The sequence below is a fragment of the Niallia sp. XMNu-256 genome (assembly GCF_036670015.1).
GTDB lineage: Bacteria > Bacillota > Bacilli > Bacillales > Cytobacillaceae > Bacillus_BD.
Genome location: NZ_CP137637.1, coordinates 57,509 through 77,017, shown reverse-complemented (window position 1 = coordinate 77,017; position 19,509 = coordinate 57,509). Strand labels below are relative to the sequence as shown.

The following is a 19,509-nucleotide window of genomic DNA, read 5'->3' as shown; positions in this document are numbered from 1 at the left end:
CTTAGACATTTTTTTCAAGAGTTTTTTTAATATGATTAGTTCCTCGGATGACATGCATTCCAATAACTGACCTTGCTGCTTTTTCCAAACGTTTTGAATCGTCTCTATTATTTCTCGGCCCTCTGGTGTAAATAATAACCAATTAAAACCAGAGTTCAGCAAGCAGCTCCATCGACCGCTTCCTATCTTCCGGATCGTAGGTGTACGTCACAACAATCAGTTCATCGGCCCCACTGTACTCCGTAAATTCTTCCAATTTCTTACGTACTGTTTCCGGAGAACCGACCGCTTTGTTGCTGAACATGGATTCTATAAGTGCCCTTTCCTGTTCCGTTCCAATTTCTTCAGGATCCACAGGTGGTTGTAATAATTGCTGTTTTCCAGTTTGTGCATCCAATAAAAATTGCTGTGTCGTGGTCCAAAGTCTTTGTGCTTCCTCATCTGTTGGAGCAACAAGTACGTTAATCCCAGCCATGACATAAGGTTCTTCAATTTGTGCCGTTGGTGCTGTCGATTTGAATGTCGAACGATACAAGTCAATCTTCTCTCTATAATTATCCGGGGTGAAATGCGAGGCAACGGAAAAAGGCAAACCCAGTTGACCTGCAATCGAGGCACCATTCATACTTGAACCTAAGACCCATATTGGTACATTTGTGCCTGTCCCTACATTAGAGGTTACAGGTACACTATGTGCCAAGCCCTCATCACTGAACCATCCAGTGAGGTCATAAATAGAATTAGCAAAAGATTGTGGATCACTACCGGAACGAATAAGCAGTTGAGCAGTCCGAGCATCGGTGCCTTGAGCCCGTCCGAGGCCTAAATCAATTCTATTAGGAAACATTTGTGCAAGTGTGCCAAAATTCTCAGCTACCTGCAGTGGGGCAAAATTGGGCAGCATAATACCGCCAGAGCCAACACGAATTTTTTCAGTCACCATTGCAGCTTGAGCAATAAGGATGGAATTTGCTGCAGATGCCAAGTTTATCATGTTATGATGCTCTCCAAACCAGAGTCTCTTAAAACCAAGCTTATCTAACAATTGAGCAGCTTCGATGGATTGCTCAATTGCTTCACTTACCGTTTGTCCTTCTGATACACTGACATGATCAAGCACATTTAATGGTATATGTTTTGCCATTTTATTCTCGTCTATATTATTGTCCATACGTCTATTGTCTTCCTTCTAAACATTATTATGATTTGATATTTCTATAAATATCGAAATAGTGGTTAAAAACTTTAATCTGGAATTAAAGTTGGTGCGTATTTTTCTAACACATCACGTTGAAGACTATAGTAACGATAAGTACCCTCTTTTTTTACAACCAGTAAACCACAATCAATCAATAATTTTAAATGATGAGTTAACGTGGAATTAGAGTTTATATCTAGTTCATCTACTATTTCGTTACAAGCCATCTCTGGTAAATTAGCTAATTTATTTACAATTTGTAATCGAGTTGGCTCACCAAGTGCTTTATAAACTTTTACTGCAATTTCGTCATACACGTTCAAAACCTCAATTCTATTATTTCGATATTTATGAAAATAAGTATACAATGCATTTGCATTATTTGCTAACAAAAACACCATTTCATTCTTACCCATTTCTCAGCCAGACTTTGATACAAAAATAATCTTTAACCTAGCAACAATACCTACAGTTTAAGTCCTTTTTCAGTAATTCCACCTTTTTCTTTTTTATTGAAGTACACTGTTCTTTAACACAAGAAGCGACTCCTTTTATTGTGCAATCACATTCATTAAATTTAAGTATATTTCTTTACAGCCTCCCAAAATTCTAACATAAATATCCAATTCTTTATTGAGTATTATTAAAGGAAATGGCCCGATTGATTAATAAGAAAGAACCCTGCACAACACAGGATTCTTGATCAATTTTTATAAGCGATTAACCTTTAAAAATTATCAAACTCTGTTTTAAAGCTACAATTAGGGCTTAATTTAAATCTCATATTCTCTTAACACGCCCGTTAAAAACTCCTGCCCAATAACTCCCTGGTGACATATCAGCATCGCGGAGACGAAGACGACTGTGCTCCTATAAACTCCCCATCTCCTATGTAAATACCAACTTGTCCAAAATAAATAAAAAAGCAGACCCTTCATTTAGGGTCTGCCATCTGCTATTATTAAGCGCTTTGAACGTTTGTAGCTTGTGGGCCACGTTGTCCTTGTTCAATTTCAAAAGTTACACTTTGACCTTCGTCTAAAGATTTGAAACCTTCGCTTTGGATTGCTGAGAAATGTACGAATACGTCTCCTCCTGCTTCACTTTCGATGAATCCAAAACCTTTTTCTGCATTAAACCACTTAACTTTACCTTGTTCCATAAATGTTGCCTCCTCGTGTGGGTCTCCACACATTGTGTTACTATCCTTGCTCAAATACCTTAGACGAAAAACAAAATCTTTTCTCCAGCTGAAAAAGAACAAAAATAATTCTTCCTAAGAATAACAGATATACCAAAAAATAGCAAATAGTATAACTCTCATTTCTTATGAAGTTATTTCTTTATCAAACGTTACCTGAAGAAAATGGTCCGATACCAAGAGACACCTTCTTCAAGAATAGCGCCCTTTACTAGAAGAAGAGCTCGAGTTTATTTGTTAATTCTTTGGACAAACCTCATATTGATTACTAGAGTAAAAAAGATAATTGGATATAATAATCCGGAATACAAAAGCTTCCACCCATTATGGTAAAAAAATTCAGTTTGTAAGGAAATCCATTCAAATAGGATGGAGAAAATAGACCAACATAAGATATATAATCCTTTTTTAAATATCCTTTTTTCTGAAGGATAATAATTAAGAAATAACACATTAATTGAAGGGAAGTAAAGGATGATACCGAGTAAACTTAGCCATTGAAATCCCGGTTGAAAATAGCCATAAAGATTATAATGTAAATCGAAAACCATATCGGTTGTCAAACCGTATGCATAAGCAAAAAAACATGTTGCATAAATTTCTATTTTAGAAATCCTTTTCGGAACTATAAATGCAACGATGTTGAAAGTGATAAAAGTAATATATATGAAGATCCACACGCTTTTTCTTTACCTCCTTTACTGATCCTTTACTTTCGCAACCCCTAAAGCAAAGTGATTCCATAGAACATTCACTATTAACTCAGCACTTGATTCCTCACACTCGACAATTAGAATCACCTCAGAATGCTTTCCTTTTAATAACCTTCTCTTCTTCTTTAGAATCACTTCGGTAAAAAGTCGAATGCTGAATCCAAGAACAAACCCCATAATTGCAGCTATAATCCCCCAGTAAATCGGCCCCCATGATAGTTTAAACCCGATACTAGCACCAAAAACGGAAAAAGCTGTAGCAAGTGCCATTCCTATATCAATGAGTGATGTACCATCAGATCGATGAAGAGAATCAAATACCTTACGTTCCTCTTGACGATTATCTAACGGTACTGCATATATGCTTTCCTTCTTAATTCCTTTTTTTTCTAATGTTAAAATTGCCATCTCTAAATAGGATGTCGTTTCAAAGGTCGAGAAAATTTGCATGTTATTCACTTTACCTTTTGCCCCTTGATTATTTTAAAACCATTGGATTGGTAATGATCTTTTAAATGTTTCCTTAACTCATTCTCAAAAAGTTTATTATTTTCAACTGTATTAATATAAGAATCGTAAATTGCAAACCCATAATGTGAAGGGATAAATAATAGCCACTCTGGTTTTAACACAGAGGTTGCTTCTTTTACCTTACCTAAAAATAATAGAGAAACTGCCTCTAAAGCATGGGAAAAGTAAAAAAAGATAACTAATCCAATTATGATAAATAAAGCTGTTAATATCCTATGTATATACAGTTGTCCTAGACCTGGTATAAACAATGACCAAATGAAGGAGAGAACTGGGTTTCTTTTATCTAGATAGTTAATTTCTAATGCTCCCAAAGTAAATGTATTAATTCGATGATCTTCACGTTCTGCCAAGAGATAAACTCTATTCATATCCACCGTTGTTCGATAACTATCCCAAATACCAAAAATGTAGACAGGAATATACATGAGAAGCCACCTAGTGTCTAACACTTCTTTAGCCATCTCTATATTCCCTTGAAAGGAATAAATCATCGACAGGTTAACATTTGCATTGATGTTAACAATAACCTCCCAAATAAATAATGCATATCCTCTAAGGTATTTTGATAAAATCAAATGGCCGAAACCTGGGAATGCCGCTGACCACCATGCGATAATATAAGGGTTCCTTAAATGAAGTTGTGTGGTTCCAAGTATACTTACATGGGCTTTATATCTTCTTGCAGTATTATCATTTGTATAATTGTTCATAATAGCCATCCTTGAAAACGAATATTAACCATAGGTTTCCAAAATCTATTTTTTTATCCTATTTTACCATTTAAAAGTGTTCCATGGCCCGATTGCTTAATAAGAAAGAACCCTGCACCACACAGGATTCTTGTTCAAACTCTGTTTAAAGCTACACTCAGGGCTTAATTAATCTCATATTCTCTTAACACGTCCGTTAAACACTCCTGCCCAATAACTTCCCGGTGACATATCAGCAATGGCGACACCAGTAGATGATTGAGCACCGATGAACTTTCCATTTCCCATGTAAATACCAACATGTCCGTCCTTTTTATAAGTATCAAAGAATACTAGATCACCTGGCTGCATGTCACTTAGAGGTATCCGTTTACCTAGATGTTTTAATGTTTCCGTACTCGTGGAGGTTAATGGACCTAAATTAACGCCTACTTGATCAAAAGCCCAGTGCACAAAGGATGAACAATCAAATCGGCCTCTTACTATATCACTCTGGTTCCGTCCTCCACCAAAAACATAATTCGAATTTCCAATCCACTTATATCCTACATCTATAACCTCAATACCCGTATAATCATTATCTACAGTATTAATCTCAACATAACCATTAACGTATTGATCAGCAAATCCAATAACTTCTTCTACATACCAATCGGCATGATTATAAGCATAGACAGCATCCCTAATATTTCCCTCGTCTGCACCATTTGCCGCAAGATAGTTTGCTGCTGAAAAAATGGCATCTTCTATGTCAAAAGGATCGGCTTTTCCATCACCATTTGCGTCTACACCATAGCCGCCATACTGTGAAATTACAGCAGGATTCACTTTTTCAGAGTCAGATATATTTCCTTTCCCTAAGCCTCCACAGGAAGGATGGCTCCATCCTACCCATGTACAAGGCATGAACTGCATGTGTCCTTCGGCTCCCACTGGGGAAAGCATGGGATTAATGGAAGAAAAACGTGTTTCAACTCGATGATGTGCCGCAAGCAAATTCCATGGAACTCCATACTTTTGTTCTGCCTCTTTATAAATGGGAATAAATTGCGTAGGAATTTCATTTGCACCTATTTCCGATATATCTCCACCCCAGTAACCACTACCTTCTCGTTTTGCTTCTTCACCACCAGATGCAACGATAATAAATATGGAAATGGCAATCATTCCAAAAATCAAAACAACCGCAACAATCCCTAATATGACAAGAAGTCCAGCTTTCGCTATGGCAGCTTGTCCTGCCTTTTTCGCTACCTTCTTTGTTACTGTTTTTCCAGCTTTAGTTGCTGTATCCTTTAAAGCAGAGCTTCCTTCAGTCTGATAATTATCTGGATCAATTTGGGACATTAACTCTCACATCCTCTACTTTCCACTCACCATTAACATTACGAAGCCCTACTAAGTACCAATCTTCTGTTTCTAAAATACTTTCATCAACAGATTTTGCTTGTCCCTTTACAATCACATTCCATCGAATAACCAGACTGCTTTTATTAACTACCGGTATAACTTGAGTTTCCTTTGCTGTTAAATAAGATCGGTCAAGTACTTCCCGCCTCACACTTTGATTCATTTTTTCATATAAAGCTTCCGTCATATAAGGTTTTGCATTTTCTAGGTACTCCATTGGTCTGTCCGCATTATAATTGTGGTAGGCAGTTGCAAATTCAACGGCAATTTTCTTCGACTTTTCAAGATCTCCCTGTGAAAACTTTTCAGTTTGATCGTAGTCATTTATTTGATCTTCTACTGTTAATAGTCTTTGATCATCCAATGAAGTGGCGAAATCATTTTCACCCGACTTATCTACATCTCCATGGTTTTGTTGAACTGCCACAGCTTCGTCTTTATTCATACTTCGAAAAAAAGCTGAAACCGTAAAAGCCACTATTAGAAAAATAACAAGAAGTAATACAAACAATTTAATCCGATCCGACTTGCTATTTTGAAAATCCCATCCAAACATGGCTTCCCCCTTATTCTTTATTTTTCCTGGCTTTAATGATCTGTTCAACTTCCCATTTTGTTAATGGTTTATCATTTTTTTTGGCATTTTCAATAATTCGGGAAACATCTACTTTCTCTCGGTTTACAATTACGTTTTTTTCGTTTTTACGTGTTGTATTATAAGTAATACCTTCTTTATGGCTCTCATCTTTTTGTATATTGCGATAATTCTCTGTTACATGATTGTTTCGCTCTGTGAGTTTCTTGATGTCTTTTTCATTATTTTCACTAGAAGTTTGATTACGATTAACTGTTTCTTGTGAAATATTTTTCTCCATATTATTTTCAAGAGTTCGACGTTCTGAAATTTGATGTTCTTTTTTCTCACTAATGTTATCCTCAAATGTCTGTTGGTTACGCAAGTTTACATTTCGTTCAGCTTGCTGACGGTCCACTAACTCCACATCTTGCGTATCAAAACGTTCCTTCGATGCAGCTGCCTCTCGATCCACATCTTTTAAAATCTGGCGTTCAGTTAATGGCGTATCCAATACATTTCTAGTTTCTAAGCGACGTCGACGTAAATCCTCGATGCTCATTACATTTTGACCACTTTTCTTTCCTACCTGCCCTTGCTCTGCTCGGCGATCCATCAGCTGTTCATGGTCAGTAATCGCCGCATTTTTAACACCAGTACCGTTTTTATATATTTCTTGTCCTTCATGAAATTCTTCACTGTTACGATCTGCTAACGAAGCACCATCGACCGCACGTTTAAGACCATCTTTTGTTGCTTTAAGCTGTTTTTGCCTTTCTACCAACTGATCTTTATTCAATAAACCAATTTTACCTTGCATCCGTGTACGATTGGCTAAAGGCTGATTACGAATTCGTCCTTTGTTATTCGTTTTATCCACTATACTCTGACCATTTCTTATTACCGATTTTGCTTGTCTGAACTTTCTCTGATAACTTTGCAAGGAAGCACCTGTGCTACTTTGAACATTATTTGCTGCCGAAGTCACCATATTAAATAATTCCTTCCTCTTAGCCCAAACACCTACAAAGCAAATAATTTGAATGATCATCATACCTAAGTATCCTAAATCCGAATTCTCGGTGGCCCGATATAAAATAGCTGATATACCAAATAGAATCGTTAATAATAAAGCAATCGCTATTTTCATTAACTGAGCATGTATGACCTTCATTAGCCAATCAAATGCTGTTTGTTTCCATCTTGGAATTAATGCCATAAGCAATGGAACTGGCGCAAAAAGTACTAAAGCTAGAAAAATCATTTGATATAAAATGATAGAACCAGAAATCATAAGTAAGAATAATCCAATAATGGTATTTGCTAAAAAAAGCAAAGGAACAAAAGAAGCTCGCTGTGTAATGCCATCAATGGACATCATTGTGTTATCTTCTTCCTCTACTTCACTTTGAGCTTTATTTTGTCGTTCTTCTGTATTTAAAATGGGATCAATAGAAAGCATTTCATTAACACGTCCCTCATCAACTCCTGTTGATCCATACTGCATAAGCATATAGGGTTTTTTTACCATTAAATCAAACATTTGATTACGAACAGTTGCGATGCCTTCTTCTGCATTGTAAGATGCACCTGGATTTACAATGCTTGCAGAAATCCCTAAAATATCACTCTGAAGGTTACTTGACCATTTATTAACCCCGCCGATAAACTCGTCGGCATTGGAAAAAAAACCGAGAGAAAAAACAAAAATAACTAGAGAGGAAATTAAACCACCCCAAGCATGACTACTTTCCCTTTTAATCATTCCCACATAAGTAGCCCAAGCTCCTACAATGGCAATTAAAAACGTAACAAGTAAAGGCCATAATCCATTTGACATGAAACCACTGGGTCCAAAACCAGCTACATTTTGAATAGCTTTTGCGATTTGATCTACTACTCCGGAAATGAAATCTAGATCAAATGCTTCTTGAACAATTAACATTGTAAAATTGGCTAATAATACGTTTAAACTCCAAATGGAATTTACAACTTCCATTAATGCAATATAGATTTGTTTTCCCGCGCCATCTGCCCAATTCCATGGCATCCAGTCACCGGCGGTATCTACGTAGGTATCCAGTTTATAATGATGTTGGGGATATTCATTATATTCCAAATCAACTTCTCCAACTGATCTTGTTTCTGTATCCTGAGGTACCAAGTTATCTTGAAGACTTTCTGCTGATGCGGGTACTTTAATGACTAGAATCAAAGTTAATAATGCCAAGAAGATCCGCATTAGCTTTTTCATTCTTCATGCAACTCCTTTATAACCTCGGGTTCTAGGTCCTCAATAAGCTTGTCAAAATTATACATATCACCATATTTGGTGCGTTTCCAGCCACTTTCTGTTTTAACAACTTCCATCTGTTCAGTTTTCAATTTACTTTCAGTAGGATGACGGTAAGTTATTTCATAGTAATATCTACTACTATCGACCTTCCATTCAGTAAGTTTGTAGTCTTCAATTATATGATCATTTTGGGGACCCTTTTCGGTTGACATAGTACCATCACTTTCTACAAGTAATTTGGCCCTAGTTGCTTGATCTTTTTGAACTTCAGCATTCGCCCATTCTAAAGGTATATCAGCTGGCACTTTCCCATCTCCATCTACTTCCTCACTACCGCAACCTACAACAATTACAAAGAGAAACATATAGCTCATAATAAAAAAGATTTTTCTCATACATACACGCCCTCCTTCTTAAATTTAATTTGATCATCTATCTGATGTAACTCATCCGAAGCAATCTCCCAATCATTTAATGCTTTTTCTATTGGTGGGCGTGTATCAAAAGCATCAAATAAATCTTTAAATAGAGCATTGATAGAAACCACTCCAACACGTCCAGTAATATCCTGAAATAAACACTGACCATTCTGAAGTTCCCGTAGGGTTGAGGCATTGTATTCTGTATTTTTTAGATTTAATAACGAAAGGACATTTTCAATTTCTTTAGGATCTGTACTCCGGAAAGCAAATTTCATCCCAAGGTTATTCTTCATCTTCTCATCCAGTAAGTCACTTGCATTTTGGGTAACAAAGTAAATCCCAGCATTCATTGAACGCCCTGCCCTTACTAACCTTGTGGCTAAATGACTTCCTTGATTCGTATTTAACAATGACCATGCCTCATCCAGTAATACCACCTTAAAAATACTGCGATCCTTTTGGATAAACTTAAGAGCAAATGACGAAATTGGAAGCATCATCGCAACAGATAACATTTGGGACAGATTAAATTGATCTTGTGGTGTATTTGGTGCAGGTAACTCAAGATTCTGGATTTGAAGCACATTCAGAGCTGTTTCAAGACTAATCGCTGAATCATTCTCTCCATCACCAAATAATAATTGGGCAAATGATAATTTACTAAATGATTGAATATGGCTCCCTAGTAATCTAGCTGATTTATTTTCACTATTTAGTAGCTTTTCAACCACTTTATTTAAGCAAGGGTTTTTCTCCTTCGAAACCTCATGGACAGCATTCGAAAGCTTAGGAAAACGTTCCGAATCATCAAGCCTTACACCTGTTAAGAAGGTTAAAATATCCAGAGCAAGTGTCTCTGCTTCCTTTAAATCATCATGAATGGAAAAAGGATCTAATCTCCCTTTATCCTCTTCTTTGGTAGAAAGTGAAATAATATTAACCTGCTCACCCAAATCATATAAATCACGTTTCCAGTTCCCACGTTCCCCCTTCGGATCAATAACGAGTGCTTTTCCTCCTGAAAGAACCGATAAATAGGTAATGAGATTGGCACTGAATGATTTCCCGCCACCTAATGATCCAAGAAAAGCAGCTGACAGCGCATTTGTCCTCGTTCCTCGTATCCCCTGTGCAGCCCGATTAGGCATAATATATACAGGTTGATCCAAAATCCCTGTACTCCCAATAAAGAAACCTTCCCCATCACCTAACTGTTTGGTCGCACCAAACATGCCGCCTGCAACAGCTGCCGGTTCCATAAAATGCACATAATCAGTCACATAGCGTTTTGCACCAGGAAGAAATTCATTGAAAGCAAGCCATTGATCTCCGTAAGGCTGTTCAATTTGAAACATCATATCTTGATACAAATCTTTAATCGTATCGCAACGACGTTTTAATTCATCTTCATCCATAGCTGATACGCCTAATATAATAGAGGTCTTAACTAGGGGCATTCTAGACTTTTCCAAATGGGCTTCTAATTCATGTGCTTCTTGCCTTCCCTCTAAAATATTTAATCCCGTATCGTTGCCGGTTTCACGCGCATGTCGATCTTGGTCTTTTAATTCCTTTTGTTTATTACGCACAGCTGATAATGCCTTTCGGTTATCCATGGTTTCCGTTCGAACACTCACTTCCACAGGGAAATCAAGGCTTTGAATAACATACATCCATTCCTCACCCGGAAACTCCATTTCATAAGGAACATTGGAAACAGTTAAAAAAGCTGCATGACCTTCCACTTCTTCTCCCTCAATTATCTGCTTCAAAATCAAACTTCGTTTTGGAGAGTCATCGACGAGTCCCTCTGATAGTCGTAAAATATCATAATATAATGGGCGGCGTACTGTAATTTCCTCTTCTTCATACTCTTTATAATGAACTGTATATTCAGGACTCCAATTTTTTAAGATTGGGGCTTTTCCCATACCTCGATAAAAATTCCTGCGAATCAGCCATTGAATATCCTCTTCTGAAACTGGTTCAGCCCTTAATCGAGCATTGACCTTGTTGTAGACTCTCCTTTCAGATTTTTGGTAACGATTGATTTCATCTTCAACGATTTCCTGTGTATCAAAACCAGATGCATCATGGACACCATTAATAAATTCCTTCCATGCCTCTTTGATATCCTGAAGAATAGATTTTTTGATAACATCGGGTTTTTGCAGCTTAACTCCAATAAAAAAACGATATTCAGTTCCTTCTTTTCCTAACATTTTTACAAGTTGCCTGGCAGAGTCATCGGTATGTTTAATCGCTGCTTCTTTTAAAGGTCCCGTTAACTTCATTTTAAATCGATCATGGGTCTCTTTTATGGACTGAAAATTGGGAACAATCAACATATGAGTATCTAACTGAATTTGCCAAAAAAAGGCTTTGATTCTAGTGAAGATAAAATCCTTCTCATCATCCGATAAAAAATCATAATTATAACCCTCTATTTCATAATACGCCCAGCATGATCCATCTTGAGAGAATACAAGATTCCCTTCAAAGTATTTAATAGGAAATTCAATCATCCGTTCTCCCCCCCTTGTTATAACTCAATTGACGATAACCGACGTTGCTGCCATATTGATAAGGTTTCTTCCTATCAGATACTTCTTTATATCGATTTCGTAAGTGAGGTGAAAGATGATACTGAATAACCCGAATAAAAAACCGATGTGCTGCTTTTCCATCTAATAACTGCTTTGTAAAAAACCATGTGAATAGCCCTGGTAAAAAAACATACTCAACCAAACTTAAATTCAATAAACTTAAAGGTGGAAATTGATTTAGAATCCAGACAATAAATACCCCGCCTGAAAAGAATCCAATTTGTCTATACGTTAAGGGAAACGGTAAAGGAATGTCTTGAATCCCATATAAAACCTTTTCTACTTTCCACACACTATTGTAAGTTCGTAAAATTTTAGGTTTCATGGTACTTCCTCACTTTCCTCTTACTTTAATTAACTGCCAAAAACAGTTGCCCATAATTTTGTACCTAAATCCTTAACAGCAATAGGCGTAAAAACAAATACTCCAACAATCATGGCAAATATCGCAAAACCTACAAACCTGGAAAACTCTCGTTTAACTAAGAAATAAATCGCTACTGCACCAATAATCACCAAAAACAAAGCACCTACCTGTACAGAAAACCAACTTTGAATATTCTCCCCAAAGTTCATAATCTACTAACCTCCTAAAATGTTTTAATGATTTTTAATAGATTTTATAAACCAACGGTTATCTTCTTTTAAAAGAATTAGTTCATATGGATAAATCACTTCTGCTTTTGATTGATTTTCCTGAAAAACAACTGTAGCGCTAACCTTATATTGATTTGTAGATTGATCTTGTTTAATGATTAGGTTTTTAACCTCTTTAAATGTAATGACACCCGTCATCGATTCAATATAATCGCCTTTAATGTAATAAGACAGTTCTTCTTGTGATCCATTTGTATATACTTTGAAAAATGTATTAAGTGCTGATATAATTTCTGCTTGGAGTTTTGTATCTTGGAGTTTTCCGTCTTCATTGATAGAGGTATCAGAGGTGATTTGCGGTTTTTCTGGCGCAGAGATAAAATATGGTATTTGATGGACTACAAAGGACTTTCCATCTGTTTGAATCGGAACGACAAAATACTTTTCATATGGTCCAGATTTTTCTTCAGAAGGAGCATCTTCTGCATCTTGCGAAATAGTTCTATTTAATATGTGTTCTACACGCAAAGTAATATTTGCTGAATCATGACCTGTTGCTTCAACATTCCATACTTGCGAAGTGGATAAACTGCTATTCCATTCCATCCCTTCAAAAGATAGTCCAGCCTGTTCATCTAAACCAATAGCTAGATATGTTTGTAAACGGTCAATACGGCTTTTCTTACCCTCATCACTATTCTGCCAATCAAAATATTCACGTGCAAAATTCTGAGCAAAAGATTGAGCTCCTTCTCGGGTAGCAAAATTAACCATATTTTCCTTTGGTTGGGCCTGTTTGGCCTCAACTTGATTAGTGTCAAAATTTGATAATCGAACAATAGCTACAACAGATAAAAAGAGTGCCAATAAGAATCCAGTCCAAAAAAATCCTTTAAAAACCTTCTTTCTAAATACCGTTTTTGGATATATGCGCTTTTGCATTCTTCCCCCTCTTTCTTATTTCATCATTTGTTTCATAGCCTCGTTTCGACGTTCTTTTCTTTTGGCTTCTTCACCTAAGGCCCATACAGCAAGACAAATTAAGCCAATAAACCCTAATGTAGCCCAAAGACCATGTTTAGCATAGAAACCTTTAACAAAAGCAATGACATCATCAGCAGCTATCGCAAAAACCGGGAAATTGGCATAGAAAAATTGCAACAGAAAATAACCTAATACAACCATTACGGTCAAAATAATCAATACAGCTATCAATCTCTTAAAAAAACTTGTTATCATTTCTTTAATTGTATTACCAGTTGAGGTCGTACCTCGCTTAACTTTATATCCCATTGTTTCACCCCCCTTCAAATCGAAGATATATATCTGCCCTTTTATGAGCATTGACTATTCAATTCGACTAGTTAGGGAATACAAATGATCAACAGTTGTAGAATGTTTAGCTTTCCATATATCACCATAAGGATTTTCTAACACATCCTCATAAGTAGCAAAAAGTAACGCCCCATGCATTTTTTCAATTTCTCGTGAATCGCCATTTTTAGCATTGAGCATTAAACGATCCCTCTCATTCTCCTTTTGAGAAATAAATAAAATACGTATCATATCAATTGGAACACCAAATCTTAGATCATTTAAATAGGCCTTTTTCAATACGTATTGATTGTAACGATGAATTTTGTCCAAAGTATTTTCAATTCGTTGACGGCTTCGCTCCATTTCTACAAAATATAGAAAGTGGAAGCTCTTCCCATTAACAACACGCTTTAGAATAAAGGCACCATCCGGGCGAATTACTGTATTTGAAGGCTGACGTTTTTTCCCATCCTTTTCTACTCTCACTTCTCCATAATTTCGATAAGCGCGTCGCTCTGAAAAATACTCAAGAAATTCAATTCCACTATGTTTTTCTCTATTATAAGTAGTTAACACGTGAGCAATTTGCAAAGAATGATAAATATACGTAGGTGTCCTTTGAGTCCATCTTGTATCCCAGTCAACATCTCCAAGTAGTTCCCTAGCTTCTTGAATTCCTTTAGTATCAAGTGTATAAACTAATCGATCTGCCCCTCTTACATTCGCTTTTGCAATCGGTGAAGATTTGATATACCCTTCACGCTCTAAAGCACGAAGATGATTCATAATCGTGTTTTTGTGAAATGGAGTACCATCTTCATGGATAAACACATATTTTTGTAAAAAATCATAATCGACAAACACTAAATCATGTAAAGCAATAAATAAATCTTCTTCCTTCGTCCCGATACGTTTCGACATCTAAATCCCCCTACATTCAAAACAGCGCGTCTTCAAGACTAGCTTCTTTTTTATCCATTTTATCATCCTTTTTCACCTCTTCTCGAACATTTATTTGTCTAACTAAAGATTCAGTCAATTCATGATTGTCCAATTCTAGCTTCGATTGTTTTATTTCATTTTCTAGTTCCAACTGATCGTAAGCATTTAATATATCCAAAGTTTCATTTTGATTCTTCTCTTTATTACTAACATCTATTTCAGCAATATCTTGAGGATCAGATTTATCTTGATGAAATTGTACCTGATCTTCTATAAATTCATTGTTTTCTTTAAACATAGAATCATTATTTGTTTCATGCTCTTTTTCTTGAACTATCTGTTGGTCATTCATTTTTTCTAATACTTTATTTTCAATTTCCATTGCTTCTGAAATTGTACGCGTCTTTATCTCAAGTATAGAATCTTGATAATAAGCCGGCCCTGGAGGCTTCATACGAACTAAAAATGGGTGTGTTCGCTCATTTCCAACCTGCATCCTCATATATGCATGATAAGGCTCTATCTGTAAATAATCAGATTCTTTTATAACCTCGGAATTCATCGAACGATGAACATACTGGGCATCATCCGGCTCCCCTAACCGGAATGAAACAAGAGTTCCGAAGTTTCGGAAAATTGCTGACGCGACTTCCCTTGGTAATTGATCTTTAATTCCTTGCATCCCTAATATAATGGAGACCTTGTACTTCCTTAACTCAGAAGCAAAAGACTCAATAGCATCTGTACTGTGTTCCATTAAAGTAGGAGCTTCATCCACCATGACAAAATGATAAGGCAACTTATCTCGTTCAATAGCTGGTATATCGGCCCGACTCTTTCCTGCCAATTCAGCAAATGTCAAACACATAGAACCAATCAATTTCTTCTCATCGCTTGTTAATTCCGATAAATCAAGTAGATTAATCATGCCTTGATCCATGCTTTCTCGAAATCTCAAACCATTTGTTTTTGCTCGAAGAATTTTTCCTAAAACACCAGACAAGGTAATTTTTCTTAATTTATTTAAAGTAGAATTCGTTTTTAATTGTAACTCACGATCATGAAGCCCATGTAAATTGGCAAAATATAAATACAAATCGTTTTCAATAGGATCACTTCGATTTAATCGAGAAAGTATATCATCACGATAATCTGGATCACTTAATAATCTCTGCAAATTGGGAAGACTTGCTTCTCCTAATCGTTGTAAAACAATTCCCCCATTTAAAAAATTATCGTCAATGTTAGGACCCCAAAAGTCCTTCCATGTTCTTTTTAAAACATCCGCAACGGTTTGAGCAATCTTATCTTCTGCAGACACAAAATCAACATCATAAACATTAAACGGAATCTCACCTTCCGAAAACTTAATATAACGAACAAGGTGTTGCTTCTCAGGTGGTATTCTTGCTGCAATATCCTGGCATAGGTCACCATGTGGATCAATAATGGTTCCTCCAATAAGCGTTCCAGCACCTTCAAGACTAACTAAATCCTCTACTAAATTATACATAGCAGTAGATTTACCCATCCCTGACATCCCCATAAAAGCTGCATGATACCTCAAAGTAGCAAGATCGAATAAAACATTATTTTTCTTACCGTGATAAGAATGTTCCCCTAGAGTAATAGCTAAACCTGAATTAAATGTGGCACCTTTTAATTCTTTTGGTAATGGAGTCGATCTCATTTTAAGTCGATTCAATTTATTGGTTTGAACTCTTTCACTTGGAAGCCTCATGATGGCCGCCATTTCCTCTGACCCTAAAATGACTCTTTTTTTCATCCGTTCTATCGGAAAAATACGATTTTTATATTCCCAGCGAAACAATGGTCGAATTGTTCGAAACCACCACCACTCACGACCCTTTAATTGATTCAAACGTCCACTAGAAAATGTACCAATAGATCCTTTGGCAGCCTTTATCAAGTCCCTAGCGTCTTTCTGATCTCTACCAAAAGCCACAACCTTAATACCCAATCTAGAAAGTATTCGCGTTGATTTTCCCTCAATTGCCGATAAATAAAGTTCATTATCTTTTTCTAGGGATTCATCAGCTTCTCCCTCTTTATGAAACTGCCGAACAATTCCTCTAAAGCTTTTTTCAGTTCGATAAGCAGGTTCAATGAGAAATTGCATATGAATCTCTTGTTCACCCTCTAATCCCTCTAGAAACTCAATCAATTCAGCTTGCGTATCTACTACTTCGTTATGATAAGTTTTAATAGGAATTGTCCAATGACTTTCTGTATATAACTTAGTCCCAGCATGGTTTCGAGAGAAATCAATAACCCGATCTTCCACTTCCACAATCTCAACATCTGGATGTTCAGCATAAAACTTACTCATAAAAGCTTTACCTGCTTGTACATCTGGAACCCATACAAAATACCGAATGTCATCCTTCGTTGCAACAATTTCCCAGCTAATCCACTCACGTTTAAACAATCGTCTATACCAAGGACGAGTTAAAAAACTGAGCGTAGTAACCCAAGACGTCTCATCTTTAAAATATAAAATCTTAGCATCCATCGTTGTCTTTAACTCATACACTTTTCCCTCTTTCGAAATTAAAAACGGCAACAAATGGAACCTCAAACACCCTTCTCCTCCTTCTTACAAGTTCTCAATTACTATCAAAATTCTCATTTAAAAACTACACACAACCTTAAACTTTCACCTGATCCCTTGAACTACCGCACTTGAACTTGTCCTTGAACTCACTAAATCACTTACACTTACTCATACTCTCTATACCTACCTACCTACCTACCTACATACCTACATACCTACTTACTCACACACTAACACTCTACTATCTCTCTACCTAACTCACTACACACAAACTAACTACACACCACCACCCCCTACCACTACATATCAGTTTATATCCAGGTAAGTGGGTTATTTATCTTAGGTCCTCCAGAAGAATCACGGAATAACTCTCCACCATTCCGTGATTCTTCTGGAGGACCGGTCTACGTTTAACGGAAAAATATTTGTGTTTTAATATGGGTGGTGATAAACAAGGTAAAACACATAACTAAACATATATCCAAACACATTATATAACCCCATAATAATCATTATGGAAATTGTTTACAAGGTTCTTTATACCTGAAATATAGAACTAGCGTTCCTATAACTTTTTAATCAGAATTATTAGAAAATACCTACATTCTCTGTTGTTACTAAGAAATTAAATAAGATCTTTTAAATGTAAAATGACTAATAAAACATTTACTTAATAATTAAATCAAACTCCAGTAAAGAATATCTAAATAATAATAATTATAAACACAAAGAACAGACACAAGGAGAATTAAGATATGTATTGGCAGACTGGCTTATTAATTTTTAACTAATTAATTTGTCAGGCGGAGACTTCCCCTGGCTAAATAATAAATCTATTTCATTAAGGATAAGCTCTTTTTCTAACGACGGTATTTCAAGTGTTTGGAATAATCCATTCAACTCAGATAATAGCTCAGCAAATGTTAATTGCGCCTGTTTTATCCTGTTTTTACGTAAATATAGTAATCTTTTAAATAGCATGTTTCGACTGGCTACTTTTGTTACTGCTGCACGTCCACGGCCAATAGTTCGCTTAATGATCTTGTTCGAGCGTTTTAAAACCTCTTTGAGAGTAGAAACGGCCATTCCGAAGGTTTCAGCAAGTGATCTAAGTGACCCCTCTAAATAAGCTGATTCTTGGTTTGTATATTTTTCTAAATAAGCAATAATATCAGCTTCACGTTCTTCGTAGTGAGAGCGTACACGTTCCTCGCGTGGCTTTTTAAACTTGTACCAACCTTCTCTTCCAGAAAATTGTACTTCTCCATCCGTCCAGGTTTCCAATAATCCTTCAACATAAGAACGTTTTACACCCTTATATTTTCCGGAATAAGCGCTTTTCAACGTACGTTCAAACTCACTTTTACTCAAAGGATTAAACAAATTACTATTAAATTGATCCAGTTCATCGTATGCTTCCTCCATTGATCGTCCACTTGCATAATTTGCAAGCGCTAATGTCATTAAAGCATTATTACGACTAGCACTATGATGACCTTTATCAATGTTGGTTGAACATATAAGCGTACGGTACCAATCGGATGCCGTTAAATCGAGGTTTGGTTGATCTTTACTGTACACTACACGTAAAAAAGAACGCTTTTCTTGCCTTTCAAAGTTTATTGACCAAGACAGAAGTTCCTCAGTGCTAGCAGGCTCACTATAGAAGTCTAAAACATTATCTTCCCTTGGTATCCTATAAAATCCAAATGGTGCACAATTTGTGTCTACTGGAACATATGTTGATAATGCTTTACGTACATTTTCGTGTAAGCGTTCAGCTACTCTTAAAGACTTGTAGTCTTGATTTTTATGTATAAAAAAAGGTGTTTCGAGTACATAGAAAAACTGAAATCCCTTAGGAGTTTCCAACAATAAATTAGGTCGTGGTAATCCTAATTCTTCGCAACCCAAATATAGAGCATAAAGGTCAATTTCTTTCGTATCGATATCAAACCCTAATACATTAATTTGCTTTAAATTATCTCGCGTATGACCCTTAATGATTCTTTTTTGAAAGTTGTAGTATGTACCACCTCGAAAGGTATTAGGTGTCCAATGCGATAATGCTTGCCCTTTTTCTTGAAGAGTTTCATAAGATGTAACAATGTAACCCTTCCCTTCGACAAGATTGGCTTTAGATGGAGTAACAAATACGACACCCTTTTGAAATGGATTATGTTTCTCTTTTTCCTCATAAGCTGCTACTCTATCAAGAGAAACAAGAGATCCCTTTTTCTTGTATAAAAGTAAACTATTATGCGTCATAAATTGCATAATTTCTACTGTTGAGATAGCTTCACCTGTTGCATTTTTAATTGCTGCCGCCATGACCATTTTTCACCTTCTTAGCTTTAACCATTCTTGTTATTCCGACCTTATTCTCTAAAAAGTAATTATAACGAACTCACTTT

17 protein-coding genes are annotated in these 19,509 nt (G+C 36.2%); all 17 read right to left on the bottom strand.

Translation table 11 applies throughout. The annotated features are described in order from the left end of the window. Window positions 1–142: 142 nt before the first annotated feature. Entirely contained in the window at window positions 143–1,144 is a 1,002-nt protein-coding gene (locus R4Z10_RS21470; RefSeq protein ID WP_338473404.1) for an LLM class flavin-dependent oxidoreductase, read from the bottom strand. A gap of 101 nt (window positions 1,145–1,245) precedes the next feature. Next, window positions 1,246–1,614 carry a metalloregulator ArsR/SmtB family transcription factor gene (locus tag R4Z10_RS21465; RefSeq protein ID WP_338473316.1) on the bottom strand — a complete coding sequence of 123 codons (369 nt, stop codon included), beginning with the start codon at window positions 1,612–1,614 and terminating at the stop codon, window positions 1,246–1,248. Window positions 1,615–2,159: 545 nt separating this feature from the next. Next, a complete protein-coding gene (locus R4Z10_RS21460; RefSeq protein WP_338473315.1) occupies window positions 2,160–2,360 on the bottom strand; it encodes a cold-shock protein in 201 nt (66 codons plus the stop codon). Between the two features lie 737 nt (window positions 2,361–3,097). Then, complete coding sequence (locus R4Z10_RS21455) at window positions 3,098–3,562, bottom strand: hypothetical protein (protein ID WP_338473403.1); 465 nt, start codon at window positions 3,560–3,562, stop codon at window positions 3,098–3,100. Between the two features lie 5 nt (window positions 3,563–3,567). Further along, window positions 3,568–4,356 carry a hypothetical protein gene (locus tag R4Z10_RS21450; RefSeq protein ID WP_338473314.1) on the bottom strand — a complete coding sequence of 263 codons (789 nt, stop codon included), beginning with the start codon at window positions 4,354–4,356 and terminating at the stop codon, window positions 3,568–3,570. 174 nt (window positions 4,357–4,530) lie between these two features. Next, the gene (locus R4Z10_RS21445; RefSeq protein WP_338473313.1) at window positions 4,531–5,703 is read right to left on the bottom strand and encodes a bifunctional lytic transglycosylase/C40 family peptidase; all 1,173 of its coding nucleotides are present in this window, start codon (window positions 5,701–5,703) and stop codon (window positions 4,531–4,533) included. Continuing rightward, a complete protein-coding gene (locus R4Z10_RS21440) occupies window positions 5,690–6,322 on the bottom strand; it encodes a hypothetical protein (protein WP_338473312.1) in 633 nt (210 codons plus the stop codon). The genes R4Z10_RS21445 and R4Z10_RS21440 overlap by 14 nt, the downstream gene beginning before the upstream one ends. A 10-nt stretch (window positions 6,323–6,332) precedes the next feature. Further along, window positions 6,333–8,594, bottom strand: a complete 2,262-nt coding sequence (locus tag R4Z10_RS21435; RefSeq protein ID WP_338473311.1) for a conjugal transfer protein — start codon at window positions 8,592–8,594, stop codon at window positions 6,333–6,335. Continuing rightward, window positions 8,591–9,031 carry a hypothetical protein gene (locus R4Z10_RS21430; RefSeq protein ID WP_338473310.1) on the bottom strand — a complete coding sequence of 147 codons (441 nt, stop codon included), beginning with the start codon at window positions 9,029–9,031 and terminating at the stop codon, window positions 8,591–8,593. Before R4Z10_RS21430 ends, R4Z10_RS21435 begins: the two co-directional genes overlap by 4 nt. After that, on the bottom strand, window positions 9,028–11,583 hold the full coding sequence (locus R4Z10_RS21425; protein WP_338473309.1) for an ATP-binding protein: 2,556 nt from the start codon (window positions 11,581–11,583) through the stop codon (window positions 9,028–9,030). Before R4Z10_RS21425 ends, R4Z10_RS21430 begins: the two co-directional genes overlap by 4 nt. After that, complete coding sequence (locus R4Z10_RS21420; protein ID WP_338473308.1) at window positions 11,576–11,989, bottom strand: TcpE family conjugal transfer membrane protein; 414 nt, start codon at window positions 11,987–11,989, stop codon at window positions 11,576–11,578. Before R4Z10_RS21420 ends, R4Z10_RS21425 begins: the two co-directional genes overlap by 8 nt. A gap of 29 nt (window positions 11,990–12,018) precedes the next feature. Beyond that, window positions 12,019–12,240, bottom strand: a complete 222-nt coding sequence (locus tag R4Z10_RS21415) for a hypothetical protein (protein WP_338473307.1) — start codon at window positions 12,238–12,240, stop codon at window positions 12,019–12,021. 24 nt (window positions 12,241–12,264) lie between these two features. Then, a complete protein-coding gene (locus R4Z10_RS21410; protein WP_338473306.1) occupies window positions 12,265–13,203 on the bottom strand; it encodes a conjugal transfer protein in 939 nt (312 codons plus the stop codon). Between the two features lie 15 nt (window positions 13,204–13,218). Then, window positions 13,219–13,554 (bottom strand): hypothetical protein, encoded by a 336-nt coding sequence (locus R4Z10_RS21405; RefSeq protein ID WP_338473305.1) that lies wholly within the window; start codon window positions 13,552–13,554, stop codon window positions 13,219–13,221. A 54-nt stretch (window positions 13,555–13,608) separates the two neighbouring features. Continuing rightward, the gene (locus R4Z10_RS21400) at window positions 13,609–14,499 is read right to left on the bottom strand and encodes a replication-relaxation family protein (protein WP_338473304.1); all 891 of its coding nucleotides are present in this window, start codon (window positions 14,497–14,499) and stop codon (window positions 13,609–13,611) included. A 16-nt stretch (window positions 14,500–14,515) separates the two neighbouring features. Continuing rightward, window positions 14,516–17,119 carry a DUF87 domain-containing protein gene (locus R4Z10_RS21395; RefSeq protein ID WP_338473401.1) on the bottom strand — a complete coding sequence of 868 codons (2,604 nt, stop codon included), beginning with the start codon at window positions 17,117–17,119 and terminating at the stop codon, window positions 14,516–14,518. 759 nt (window positions 17,120–17,878) lie between these two features. Next, a complete protein-coding gene (locus R4Z10_RS21390) occupies window positions 17,879–19,426 on the bottom strand; it encodes a primase C-terminal domain-containing protein (protein WP_338473400.1) in 1,548 nt (515 codons plus the stop codon). Between the last annotated feature and the right edge of the window lie 83 nt (window positions 19,427–19,509).

Excerpts from the sequence above, each read along its gene's own strand:
- R4Z10_RS21470 (WP_338473404.1), bottom strand. The coding sequence starts at position 1,144 with ATGGCAAAACATATACCATTAAATGTGCTTGATCATGTCAGTGTATCA.
- R4Z10_RS21465 (WP_338473316.1), bottom strand. The coding sequence starts at position 1,614 with ATGGGTAAGAATGAAATGGTGTTTTTGTTAGCAAATAATGCAAATGCA.
- R4Z10_RS21460 (WP_338473315.1), bottom strand. The coding sequence starts at position 2,360 with ATGGAACAAGGTAAAGTTAAGTGGTTTAATGCAGAAAAAGGTTTTGGA.
- R4Z10_RS21455 (WP_338473403.1), bottom strand. The coding sequence starts at position 3,562 with ATGCAAATTTTCTCGACCTTTGAAACGACATCCTATTTAGAGATGGCA.
- R4Z10_RS21450 (WP_338473314.1), bottom strand. The coding sequence starts at position 4,356 with ATGAACAATTATACAAATGATAATACTGCAAGAAGATATAAAGCCCAT.
- R4Z10_RS21445 (WP_338473313.1), bottom strand. The coding sequence starts at position 5,703 with ATGTCCCAAATTGATCCAGATAATTATCAGACTGAAGGAAGCTCTGCT.
- R4Z10_RS21440 (WP_338473312.1), bottom strand. The coding sequence starts at position 6,322 with ATGTTTGGATGGGATTTTCAAAATAGCAAGTCGGATCGGATTAAATTG.
- R4Z10_RS21435 (WP_338473311.1), bottom strand. The coding sequence starts at position 8,594 with ATGAAAAAGCTAATGCGGATCTTCTTGGCATTATTAACTTTGATTCTA.
- R4Z10_RS21430 (WP_338473310.1), bottom strand. The coding sequence starts at position 9,031 with ATGAGAAAAATCTTTTTTATTATGAGCTATATGTTTCTCTTTGTAATT.
- R4Z10_RS21425 (WP_338473309.1), bottom strand. The coding sequence starts at position 11,583 with ATGATTGAATTTCCTATTAAATACTTTGAAGGGAATCTTGTATTCTCT.
- R4Z10_RS21420 (WP_338473308.1), bottom strand. The coding sequence starts at position 11,989 with ATGAAACCTAAAATTTTACGAACTTACAATAGTGTGTGGAAAGTAGAA.
- R4Z10_RS21415 (WP_338473307.1), bottom strand. The coding sequence starts at position 12,240 with ATGAACTTTGGGGAGAATATTCAAAGTTGGTTTTCTGTACAGGTAGGT.
- R4Z10_RS21410 (WP_338473306.1), bottom strand. The coding sequence starts at position 13,203 with ATGCAAAAGCGCATATATCCAAAAACGGTATTTAGAAAGAAGGTTTTT.
- R4Z10_RS21405 (WP_338473305.1), bottom strand. The coding sequence starts at position 13,554 with ATGGGATATAAAGTTAAGCGAGGTACGACCTCAACTGGTAATACAATT.
- R4Z10_RS21400 (WP_338473304.1), bottom strand. The coding sequence starts at position 14,499 with ATGTCGAAACGTATCGGGACGAAGGAAGAAGATTTATTTATTGCTTTA.
- R4Z10_RS21390 (WP_338473400.1), bottom strand. The coding sequence starts at position 19,426 with ATGGCGGCAGCAATTAAAAATGCAACAGGTGAAGCTATCTCAACAGTA.